Here is an 11,683-nt window from a genome sequence, read left to right as displayed (position 1 = left end):
CCGGGTCCTCAGCTTTCTTCGGTGATTTTTGCAGCGCGCACCACGTCGCCCCACTTCTTGTATTCGGCAGCCATGAAGGCCGCGAACTTGTCCACGGAGCCGCCACCGTCCTCCACGCCGTATCCGTCGAAGCGGCTGACCACGTCGGGCATGGCCAGCACGCGGTTGATGTCGGCATTGATGCGCTGGGCCAGTTCCCTGGACATGTCGCGCGGGCCGACGACGCCGTACCAGCTCGATGCGTCAAAGCCCTTGAAGCCCTGCTCGTCCATGGTGGGCATGGCCGGGAATCCCTTGGCACGGTTTACGCGGGTCTGGGCGATGCCCAGCATTTTTCCTGCGCGGACCTGGGCAGTGGCGGCCGTCATGGTGTCGAAGCTGAAGTCGATCTGTCCTCCGATCAGGTCGGTCTGCATGGGGCCGGACCCTTTGTAGGGAACGTGGATGCTCTTGACACCTGCCGCCATGTTGAACATCTCGGCCGCAAGGTGCTGCACCGAACCTGTGCCAGAAGAGCCGAAGCTGACCTTGCCGGGGCTTTTGCGGCACAGCTCCACCACTTCCTGCACCGAGGCATGGCCGTTCCTGCTGCTGGTCACCAGGATGTGGGGCGTTGCGCCGATCAGGGCGATGGGCGCGTAGTCCTTGAGCGGGTCATAGGTGATGGATTTGAAGATCTGCGGCGAGATGGCGTGCGTGTTCACATGGGCCATCAGCAGGTTGATGCCTTCTGTGAAGCGGGTCTTGGCAAAGTATTCGGCCGCCAGCGAGCCCGTGGCGCCGGGCTTGTTCTCCACGATCACGGGCCGGCCCCAGACCTCGGACAGCTTCTGGCCCACGATGCGCGCGAACACGTCGGTGCCGCCGCCCGGCGCCCAGCCCACCAGGATCTTGGCGGACCCCTTGGGCAGTTCGGAGGCCGGGGGCGCGGCCCCTGCCCAGGGTGCGGCCAGCGCGGTGGCGCCGGCCGCGATGAAGTCGCGGCGTTTCATGTCTGTCTCCTGCACATCGTTGTTGTGCAGTCACTGTCGCCGGGCGCCGATATCGCGGCAAGCCTGTGTGCCGCATGCCTGGTTTCGCAATCTGCGAAACCAGAAGGGTCAGTTCGCGCGTTCGCCCTGCAGCAGGGCGGCGACGACGTTGCGCAGCGCCTGTTCCTGGGCCTGTCCTTCGATGAAGGACAGCACGTAGCTGCGCTCGTGCCAGTCGCCTTCCAGGGTGGCCCAACCCAGGTCGGGCTCAGGGTGGAAGCTGCGCAGCACGCCGGGTGGCATCAGCCCCACGCCCAATCCTTCGCGCACCAGGGCCAGCATGGTGTCGAAGCCGCTGACGGCGAAATCGTTGCGAAACACCCTGCCCCGGCTGCGGTGGGCGCGTCGCAAAGCGGCCAGGATTGCCGAGCCCCGGCCCAGGCTGACGATGGGGCAGTCCAGCAACTGGTCCAGTACCACTGGCTCGACGGCAAAGCTGAAATGCCTGCGGCTGTAGACCAGCACCAGGCTGTCCTTGCGGTAGTCGGAGCGTGGCAGATCCACGAAGCCGCTGGTCTTCTCGAAGATACCGATGTCGATGACCTTGTCGCGCAGCAGTTGCTGGACGATGCGGCTGTTCTCCTCCATCACCTGCAGCGTGATGTGGGGATAGCGCCGCTGGGTGACGGCGATGTCGGCGGCCAGGAACTGCAGGATGGCGGATTTGGGGGCGCCGATGATGATGCGGCCGTCGCGCCCGCGGCCCAGGGCCTGGGCGTCGGCTTCCAGCCGCTCCACCAGGTTGCCTATCTGACGGATATGGGCCAGCAGCTTGAGGCCAGGCTCGGTGGCGCGCACTCCATGGGGCTGCCGCTTGAACAGCCTGGCGCCCAGTTGCTGCTCCAGGTCACTGAGCCGCCGCGAGGCCGCTGCCACCGCCAGTTGCAGCCTGTCGGCCGCGCGCGAAATGCTGCCCTCCTCGGCAATCGCAAGCACAAGCTGCACGGTGGTGGAGTCGATCTTCATCATGGCGGCAAGGCCCTCTTGCGCAGGCGGCGTCTGCTGAGGGCGCGATTGTGCCCCAGTGCCGCAACCGTGCTCAGGCCTGTGCGGGACACTCCAGCACGTCGCTGAGCCTAAAGCTCTCCAGGAACGGCAGGACATGCTCCTCGTTCATCGGGCGGGCGATCAGAAATCCCTGGACGTACGTGCACCCGAGCTGCTGCAGGTGCAGAAACTGCTCCGTGGTTTCCACGCCTTCCGCGACGACTTCAAGGCCCAATCTGCGGCTCAGTGCCAGCGTGGCCTCGACAATCGCGGCAGCCCCGGCGTCCTTGTCCATGGCCTGTATGAAGCTGCGATCGATCTTGATCAGGTTGAAGGGAAAGCGGTGCAGGTAGGAAAGGCTGGCATGGCCGGAGCCGAAGTCATCGATGGCGAGATTCACGCCCAGCGCCTTCACTTGCCGCATGACGGACAGTACCTGCTCATCATCTTGAAGCAGGGCCGATTCCGTCACCTCGATGTAGCAGCGCTCGGGGGTCAGGCCGGCGCGGTCCAGATGTTCCTTCAATTGCACCGCCATGCCTGGATCGAGAAATTCAAAGGCCGGGCAGTTGATGGACACCGAGATATCGGACGGCCATCCGTTGGCAACCAGCAGCGGGGAGCGCTCCACCATTTGGTCGATGGGAAGCAGCAGGCCGCGCCTCTCTGCCATGGGAATGAAGACGCCTGGCGGGACAGACCCTCTGGCCGGGCTGTTCCAGCGCATCAGCGACTCGAACCCCGATATTTTTCCCGTGGCCACATGGCAGATCGGCTGGTACGCCATGAACAACTGGCTTGTTCCGATGGCGGACCGGAAATCCTGCTCCAGCAGCAGTTGCTCCTGCATGGGGCCATCGGCGGAAGGCTCGAATTTCACGAATCGCCCACGTCCCTGGGATCGCGCCCGCTCCATTGCCGCGCGCCCGTCGCGCAGCAGCTGATTCCAGTCCTCGTTGTTTTTGCAGGCCGCCGTCCCTACGCAGACAGACAGCAAAATGCTGCGCTCACCCAGCATGTAGCGCTTTTCACCCAGTCGGATGGAGAGTGTCTCCGCCATGGAATCGGGGGTCTCCTTCATATTGGGCGACACAGAACTCCTCGATGGCAAGGCGGGCGGCGACGTCATTCTGTCCAATACAGGAGCGCAATTGTTTTGCCAGTTGCGAGATCAGTGGGTTGTCCATTCCAGGAACCAGCGTATCTGCCAGCACTTGCAAATGCTCAATACCGATGACATGGATGGCAACAGGACGCCGCTGTGCTTGCGTTCTGCTCAGCAGTTGCTCAAATCCGGTTGAATTGAGCAATTCGGAAGCAGGATCATGGAAAAGATGGTGCCTCAGCTGTGAATGCACCTGCACCAGATCCCTCGCCTCGAAATAGGATCTTCTGCGCTCACGCATCCACAATTGCGCCAGTAATAAAAAAGAAGCCAGGCTGATGGCCGCCCATGCCATGATGGTTTTTCGAAACCTCCACCATGGAGCCGCGAGCTTTGCCTTGGCGGCCAGCGTGGCATAGGCGAGATCCATGCCGCCTTGGCTGGAGTGGTGCATGGCGACGATCCAGCCGTGTCCAAAGCCATCGTCAGCGTCCAATATGCCCTCGCCTGCAGCCATCATTTTTGCAAGCCCCGAATCCATCCCGTCCAGAATGTGCGGATGCTCCTGGGGAATTCTGACCAGATCTTTGCCGTTTGGCAGGCTGACCATGACCTGATGGCCATCCAGCAGCAGTGAACCGAATGCCTGGCGAATGGAATCCACGTTAATGAAGGCCACCACAATGCCAGTCAGCGCCCCACTGGAGTCACGTACCGGACGCCCCAGCACCAGGGACGGTATATCGAAGACCGGCGATTTGCTTGCATCCAGCAAGAAGAAGCCGCCACGCTTTGTCTGCAGAGCTGCATTCCAGATGGGGCGCTCGGGGTTGTCGGGAGACAGCGGCAGCTTGCTGAAACGTGAGGAAATGGACCATTTCCCATGTCGATCAAGCACGCTCATGCTGATGACGCCGGGCAGCGCCGCCACCTCCTGGATCAAGGCATTGCGGATATCGGTGCTGGCATCAGGGTCTGCCGTGATTTCGCCTTGGCGGCCTGGTGTCAGCAAAAGTTGCTCTGTTCTCTCTACCGCCAAAGAGGTGGCAAGAATGATCTTGTTGGTTTCAGCGGCAGAGGCAGACAGCGCATGCAGGAGATTCGACTTCTCTTCTTGGAGCAATGTCTCGTAGCTGGAGATCAGAGAAACGCCCGCAACGCCAATGAGCACCAAACATACGATGAAAATACAGGCATACCAGCGCCTGGGCTGCCAGCTTGGAGGTCTTCTCTCTGCATGCATCATTCAACGGTCATCTGGTCAAAATACGAGCGAACAGGCGCCGTTCTCCTGGCAGGCAAGCCTGCCAGGAGAAACGCTTCCCGTTGGCTTGACGCACTGGTCTGAATTTCCGTCAGGACGCGGAAAGGCTCAGCGGCCTCATGGGTGAGGGGATTTTCCTCAAGACAGGGACCTCCTTTTCCGCGGGGTCCAGCTTGAAAATGGAAACTGCCGAAACCAGGGCCTGAGCCTGCTGGCTGAGACTTCCGGCCGCCGCTGCCGACTCCTCCACCAGAGCGGCATTTTGCTGGGTGACCTGGTCCAGCTGGATGATCGCATCATTGATCTGATCGATGCCCTGGCTTTGCTCCCTGGTGGCCCCACTGATCTCTTCGATCATGCTGGATACCTTCTGTACCTGGGTGACGATATCTTCAATGCTGCTGCCCGCAGCCTGGGCAAGCTGGTGGCCATTGCCGACCTTGGAAACACTGTCCTCGATGAGAGACTTGATCTCTTTTGCGGCCTCTGCGCTTTTCACTGCAAGGCTGCGAACTTCGGCGGCAACCACCGCAAAACCACGGCCCTGCTCTCCGGCGCGGGCTGCTTCGACAGCAGCATTCAAAGCAAGAATATTGGTTTGAAACGCGATTGAATCAATGACGTTGATGATGTCCTCGATTTTCTTGGAGGACGTGTTTATTTCATTCATCACGTCCACCATCTGTCGGGCCATGCCCCCGCCGTGCGCTGCGGCATCGCGCGCTGACTGGGCGAGCATGGTGGCAGTGATCGCCGCATCGGAATTGCTTTTCACCGTGCTGGCCAGTTCCTCCATGGAGGCGGCAGTCTCTTCAAGATTGCTGGCCTGCTCTTCCGTTCGGCTCGACAGGTTGGCATTGCCTGCATCAATCTGCGTGGCGCCTGTGGCAATGCTGTCGCTGCTGCTGCGCACGGTGCCCACGACGCGTTGCAGCGATACCTGCATTTCCTGCATGGCCGTGATCACACTGCCAGGGCGTGCCCTGGACAGGTCGATCCTGGAGGTCAGGTCCCCTCTTGAGATGTTTTCGGCAATGTGCGCCACATCTGCCGGCTCTCCGCCCAGCTGGCGTGTGATGGAAATTGTGATGATCACACCAATGGCCACCCCCACAATCACGCCGGAGATGGTCAGGAGGGTGAGCATCAGCCGGATCTTTTCGTAGATCCTGTCGGTCTCGTCATTGAGCCAGCTGGCATTCTTCTTCTTGATATTGACAACCTCCGTCATCAGGCTGTCGATCTTGTCGGACTCCATCCGGAATCTGTTGATCAGATCAATCGATTCCCTGGATTCCGAAAGATGCTCTGACTTGATTCTTTCAATCGTCTGCAGCAGACCCTTTTCATAGATGACGAGGGTTTCATCAATGGACTTGAGCTTTTCCTTGCCATCGCCCTCGGCAAAAAGCCTCCTGCTGTTGTTCAGTGCCTCTTTCAGCAGTTGCAGCCTTTGCAGCACGGCGTCCGTGTGCCGGTTTCTGCTTTCATCATCGTTTGCAAGCACGGCATTTCTGATGGCCCGGCCCGCCGCGATCAGCTGGACATTGGCCTCGGATATTTGTGACAGGCCCAGCAGTTCCTTCTCGTACATCTGCGTTGCGAGATCATTGATTTCCCCTGCCTTCAGTATTCCATTGATACCGATGAATGCACCAATGCATGAGACCACAAGAAAGCCCATGGTCAGTTTGGTGATCACTTTTGATTTTTTGAAGCTCAACATCTTGATTGCCGAATGAATAATTTTCAACGATGAAATATTTGCCGTGACACCAGGATTCTTCGGCCGTAGAAAATCGGGAACTTGAAAAAAAATAATCCACATCTTCTAAAAAAGACGTGGATTATTCTCGAAAATGATATATTGATGTTATAATTGCTCGATGCTCGATGCTCGATGCTCGATGCTCGATGCTCGATGCTCGATGCTCGATGCTCGATGCTCGATGCTCGATGCTCGATGCTCGATGCTCGATGCTCGATGCTCGATGCTCGATGCTCGATGCTCGATCAATAAAAATTGGCACTGGCGCCGCGAGGCGCCAGTGCCAATTTTTATTTTCAGGCCCTGCAACGGCAATTGCATTTTTCTTGGTAGGTAAAGAATGATTGCGGCGGAAACTTCAGGTGGCAATTATTCTTGTGCATATGCGAATGTTTCAAGACAGCCTATTGATATCGTCTTGTCAAAGGGCTGTTTGAAGGATAAGCAATGATTGTAACGTTGTGTTATGAAATCAATCCCTCCTTTCCTCGTACCTTGACTTTGCATTTTGCGCAAACATTGCCGCAATACGCATAATTTTCAATGGATTCAAGTCCCCATCCCCAATCGATGGCCCAGACAAACAAAAGCGGCCCCTTGGGGGCCGCTGGTTCTGGGGCAATGGCGACTCAGGCGCTGCGTAGGCTTTTGGCTGCGCCGGCCAGTGCGGTGATCCGCTTCCAGTCACCCTGCTCCAGCGCATCGGCAGGCACCAGCCAGGAGCCACCCACGCAGACCACGTTGGACAGCGCCAGGAATTGCGCCGCATTGTCCGCCGACACGCCGCCCGTGGGGCAGAACCGCACATCGCCGAACGGGCCTTGCCAGGCCTTGAGCATGGCCGTGCCGCCCGCCTGTACGGCGGGGAAGAATTTCAGCTCGTTGAAGCCGTCGTCCTGGGCAGCCATGATTTCGCCGCTGGTGGCCACGCCGGGCAGCAGCGGCAGCTGCAGGGCCTGGCAGGCCTGGCCCAGTGCGCTGGTGTAGCCGGGGCTCACGGCAAAGCGCGCACCGGCGCTGGCGGCGGCACGGGCATCGGCAGCGCTGCGCACGGTGCCGGCACCCACGATGGCCTCGGGCACGGCACGTGCAATGGCTTCGATGCTGGCCAGGCCCTCGGGCGTGCGCAGCGTGACTTCCAGTACGCGGATGCCGCCCGCGACCAGGGCCTGGGCCATGGGTACGGCATGTGCGACGTTGTTCAGGACGATGACCGGGATGACCGGCGCGTCCTGCATGATGGCCAGTGCCGTCAGTCGTTGATCCATGTGCAAGCTCCCTCTTCTGCGCTGAGCGCGTGGCGCCGGAATCCGGCAAACAGTTCACGGCCAAAACCCCGGCCATTGGCCTGGCGCAGTGCCTGCGGCATGGTGGCCAGGGGCCGCTGCTGCCATTCGGTGTCATCGACCAGCACGGCCAGGGTGCCAGCCACGGCGTCCAGGCGTACCAGGTCGCCGTCTTGCAGGCGCGCCAGCGGCCCGCCCACGCAGGCCTCGGGCGAGACATGGATGGCGGCGGGCACCTTGCCCGAGGCGCCGCTCATGCGGCCGTCCGTGACCAGGGCCACCTTGTAGCCCTTGCCCTGCAGCACGGCCAGCGGTGGGGTGAGCTTGTGCAGCTCGGGCATGCCGTTGGCGCGCGGACCCTGCCAGCGCACCACGCAGACGACATCGCGGTCCAGTTCGCCGGCCTTGAAGGCCTGCTGCAGCGCTTCCTGCGAGTCGAAGACGCGCGCAGGCGCCTCGACCACATGGCGGTCCTCGGGCACGGCGCTGACCTTGATCACGCTGCGCCCCAGGTTGCCGGACAGCAGCTTGAGCCCGCCCGTGGCGCTGAAAGGCGCATCGGCTGGGCGCAGCACGGACAGGTCGCCGGAGACTTCGGCCTCGTGCCAGACGAGATGGCCGTCGTCCACGGCGGGAATGCGCGCAAATTCCTGCAGGCCCTCGGGCCGCACGGTGAGCACATCGCCATGCATGAGGCCGGCCTTCAGCAGCTGGCCGATCACATAGCCCGGCCCGCCTGCCGCCTGGAACTGGTTCACGTCGGCGCTGCCGTTGGGATAGACGCGGGCCAGCAGCGGCACCACGCCCGAGAGTTCCGAAAAATCATTCCAGTCGATGACGATGCCCGCCGCACGCGCCACGGCCACCCAATGGATCAGGTGGTTGGTCGATCCGCCCGTGGCCAGCAGGGCCACCATGGCGTTGACGATGCAGCGCTCGTCCACCACATGGCCAATGGGCGCGAAGCGGCGGTTCTTGGTGATGGCCAGCGCACTGCGCATGGCCTCGCGCGTGAGCAGTTCGCGTTCGCCTTCGGCCGGGTTGATGAAGGCCGTGCCCGGCACATGCAATCCCATGGCCTCCAGCAGCATCTGGTTGCTGTTGGCCGTGCCGTAGAAGGTGCAGGTGCCTTCGCCGTGGTAGGCAGCCGTTTCGGCGGCCAGCAGTTCCTTGCGGCCCACCAGGCCCTGCGCGGCCTGCTCGCGCACCTTGGCCTTGTCGCCATTGGACAGGCCCGAGGTCATGGGGCCGGCCGGCACGAACACCGTGGGCAGATGGCCGAAATGCAGGGCGCCGATCAGCAGGCCCGGCACGATCTTGTCGCAAATGCCCAGCATCAGCGCGGCGTCGAACACGTCGTGCGACAGCGCGATGGCCGTGCCCATGGCAATGGCGTCCCGGCTGAACAGGCTCAGTTCCATGCCGGGCGCGCCCTGGGTCACGCCGTCGCACATGGCCGGCACGCCGCCGGCGACCTGCGCCGTGGCGCCGAGCTTGCGCGCCTCGTCCTTGAGGATGTCGGGATAGCGTGCCAGCGGCGCATGGGCCGAGAGCACGTCGTTGTATGCGGTGACGATGGCGACGTTGGGCGCCTTCTCTTCCACAATGCGTATGCGGTCGCCGCCTGGAATGCCCGCAAAGGCATGGGCCACATTGGCACAGCCCATGGACTGGGCGCCGGGCGGGCGTGCGGCCATGGCGTCCACCTGCTCCAGGTAGGCGGCGCGTGATTGGGCACTGCGCTCGCGGATGCGGCGCGTGACCTGCTCGACGATGGGGTGGATGGTGCTCATGCGGGGTTCCTGCGGATGCGCTGGTGCGCGTTTTCTCTCTGTCGCGTTGTCTTTATGGGAAATGTCGGCCGGGGCATCCCTCCCAGGTGCGTCCGGCCCTGCACCGAAGCTTACTTCACTGCGCGCGCCTGCTTGACGGCGGCCTGCACCTCGTCCCACGTGCCCTGACCCACGGTCTTGGCAATGCCGGCATTCACCGCCGCGAGCTTGTCGCGCATGCGGCTGGCTTCTGCGGCGGGCAGCTCGTTGACCTGCATGCCCTTGGCCTTGATGTCGGCCAGGGCCTTGGCGGCTTCCTCGCGCGTGTCCTTGCGTTCGAACTCACGGCTCTTGACGGCGGCATCCTGCAGCACCTTCTTCTCGGCCGGGCTCAGCGTGTCCCACCACTTCTTGCTGACGGTGACGATCCAGGGGCTGTAGACGTGGTTGGACACCGTGAGGTACTTCTGCACTTCATAGAACTTGCTGGACAGCACGGTGTTGAAAGGGTTTTCCTGGCCATCGACGGCACGGGTCTCCAGCGCCGTGAACAGCTCGGAGAACGGCAGCGGCACGGCATTGGCGCCCAGGGCCTTGAAACTGTCCAGGAAGACGTTGTTCTGCATCACGCGCAGCTTCACGTCGGCCAGGTCTTCCATCTTGGCGATGGGGCGCTTGTTGTTGGTGAGGTTGCGGAAGCCGTTTTCCCAATAGACCAGGCCCACCATGCCCTTGGGCTCCAGCGTGGCCTTGACCTTCTCGCCCACGGGGCCGTCCAGCACGGCGTCGGCTTCCTTGACATTGCTGAACAGGAAGGGCGTGTCCCAGACGGCCATCTCGGGCGACAGGCCCACCAGGGTGGCGGTGGAGCCGACCATCATCTCCTGTGCGCCGCCGATCAACGCCTGCTGCATCTGCGTGTCCGAGCCCAGCGAGGCATTGCCGATGGCACGCACCTTCATCTTGCCGCCCGTGGCCTTCTCGACCTCCTTGGCAAAGAAGCGCGCCGCGCGGCCCTGGTTGGACTCATCGACCAGGCCATAGCCGAAGCGCACGATGCGCGGCTTGAAGTCCTGGGCCATGGCCTGGCCCGTGGCGGCCAACGTGGTGACGGCGGCCATCAGGCCGGCGAGTGCAAAGGGAATACGCATGTTCATCTCCTTGGGTTGTAGTGAGGGATCAATGCATCCAGCGCAGAGGGGCCAGGATGATTTGCGGAAAAATCACGAAAAGCACGGCAAGCAGCACATAGACCATCAGGAACGGGTTCGTGCCCTTGATCACGGTCTCCATGCGAAGCCGGCCCACGCCGGCGACCACGTTCTGCACCGTTCCCACGGGCGGCGTGATCAGGCCGATGCAGCCCACATAGATGAACATGAAGCCGAAGTAGATGGGATCGATGCCGGCCTTGACGGCCAGCGGCGCGCACACGGGGCCGAAGATCAGGATGGTTGGCGTCAGGTCCATGGCCGTGCCCACCACCAGCAGGAACAGCATCATCGTGGCCATGAACAGCACGGGACTGCCCAGCAGGCCCGAGAAGCTGTCGGCCAGCATGTTGGGCAGGTCGGCCAGGGTGATCATGTAGGCCGTCACCGTGGCGGCGCCGCACAGGAACATGACCACGGCCGTGGTCTTGGCGGCGGCCAGGAACACGGCGTAAAGCCGGGTCCATGTCATCTCGCGGTAGATCACCATGGACACGAACAGCGCATAGACGGCTGCGACCACGGCCGCCTCGGTGGGCGTGAACACGCCGCCCTTGAGGCCGCCCAGGATGATGACCGGCATCATCATGGCCCAGAAGCTCTTGGCCAGCGCCTTCAGACGTGGGCCCCAGGCCATGCGCTCGCCGCGCGACAGGTCGTACTTGCGAGCGATGGACCACCAGGCAAAGATCAGGAACACGCCCATGATCAGGCCCGGCACCACGCCCGACAGGAACAGCTTGCTGATCGAGGTGTTGGTCGTCACGCCGTAGATCACGAAGGGCATGGACGGCGGAATGATGGGCGCAATGATGCCGCCCGAGGCCAGCAGGCCCGCGCTGTAGCTGTCGGGATACTTCTGGTCGCGCATCATGGGCAGCAGGATGGTGGCCAGGGCGGCGGTATCGGCAATGGCCGAGCCGCTCATGGACGCCAGCAGCACCGCCGCGCCAATGGCCACATAGCCCAGGCCGCCACGGATATGGCCCACATAGGCACGTGCCAGGTCGATGATGCGGCGCGACAGGCCACCCGCGTTCATCAGCTCGCCGGCCAGGATGAAGAAGGGCACGGCCAGCAGCGGGAAGTTGTCGAAGCCGGCCTGCAGGTTCTGCGCAAGCAGCTGCGAGTCGAAGAAGTCCAGGTGCCACATCAGCGCCACGCCGGTCAGCACCAGCGCCTGGGCGATGGGCATGCCGATCACCATGCCGCCAATCAGCACGGCCAGAAAGATCAGGGTCACAACCATGGTGCGTACT

Annotated in this window: 9 protein-coding genes; all 9 read right to left on the bottom strand. The window is 62.1% G+C overall.

From position 1 onward, the window contains the following. Nucleotides 1-8 precede the first annotated feature (8 nt). Nucleotides 9-992, bottom strand: coding sequence for a Bug family tripartite tricarboxylate transporter substrate binding protein (locus AC57B5_RS06050; protein ID WP_496398995.1), 984 nt, complete (start codon nucleotides 990-992; stop codon nucleotides 9-11). A 108-nt stretch (nucleotides 993-1,100) separates the two neighbouring features. After that, nucleotides 1,101-2,000, bottom strand: a complete 900-nt coding sequence (locus AC57B5_RS06045; RefSeq protein WP_496398994.1) for a LysR family transcriptional regulator — start codon at nucleotides 1,998-2,000, stop codon at nucleotides 1,101-1,103. A 70-nt stretch (nucleotides 2,001-2,070) separates the two neighbouring features. Beyond that, on the bottom strand, nucleotides 2,071-3,078 hold the full coding sequence (locus tag AC57B5_RS06040; RefSeq protein WP_496398993.1) for a putative bifunctional diguanylate cyclase/phosphodiesterase: 1,008 nt from the start codon (nucleotides 3,076-3,078) through the stop codon (nucleotides 2,071-2,073). Next, nucleotides 3,047-4,369 (bottom strand): sensor domain-containing diguanylate cyclase, encoded by a 1,323-nt coding sequence (locus AC57B5_RS06035; RefSeq protein ID WP_496398992.1) that lies wholly within the window; start codon nucleotides 4,367-4,369, stop codon nucleotides 3,047-3,049. The genes AC57B5_RS06040 and AC57B5_RS06035 overlap by 32 nt, the downstream gene beginning before the upstream one ends. A gap of 109 nt (nucleotides 4,370-4,478) precedes the next feature. Then, nucleotides 4,479-6,113 carry a methyl-accepting chemotaxis protein gene (locus tag AC57B5_RS06030; protein WP_496398991.1) on the bottom strand — a complete coding sequence of 545 codons (1,635 nt, stop codon included), beginning with the start codon at nucleotides 6,111-6,113 and terminating at the stop codon, nucleotides 4,479-4,481. A gap of 671 nt (nucleotides 6,114-6,784) precedes the next feature. Then, on the bottom strand, nucleotides 6,785-7,423 hold the full coding sequence (gene eda, locus AC57B5_RS06025; protein WP_034393529.1) for a bifunctional 4-hydroxy-2-oxoglutarate aldolase/2-dehydro-3-deoxy-phosphogluconate aldolase: 639 nt from the start codon (nucleotides 7,421-7,423) through the stop codon (nucleotides 6,785-6,787). Continuing rightward, nucleotides 7,408-9,234: a phosphogluconate dehydratase gene (gene edd / locus AC57B5_RS06020; RefSeq protein ID WP_088164756.1), complete on the bottom strand. Its 1,827-nt coding sequence runs from the start codon at nucleotides 9,232-9,234 to the stop codon at nucleotides 7,408-7,410. The genes eda and edd overlap by 16 nt, the downstream gene beginning before the upstream one ends. 110 nt (nucleotides 9,235-9,344) lie before the next feature. Beyond that, nucleotides 9,345-10,364, bottom strand: a complete 1,020-nt coding sequence (locus tag AC57B5_RS06015) for a TRAP transporter substrate-binding protein (protein ID WP_012205590.1) — start codon at nucleotides 10,362-10,364, stop codon at nucleotides 9,345-9,347. 28 nt (nucleotides 10,365-10,392) lie between these two features. Beyond that, a complete protein-coding gene (locus AC57B5_RS06010) occupies nucleotides 10,393-11,673 on the bottom strand; it encodes a TRAP transporter large permease (RefSeq protein ID WP_013802434.1) in 1,281 nt (426 codons plus the stop codon). Nucleotides 11,674-11,683 lie beyond the last annotated feature (10 nt).

Source organism: Delftia sp. BGA-UO-ETr-SB1, from assembly GCF_059567865.1.
Note: the sequence above shows the minus strand (reverse complement) of the source record. Positions and strands in the feature narration are given on the sequence as shown.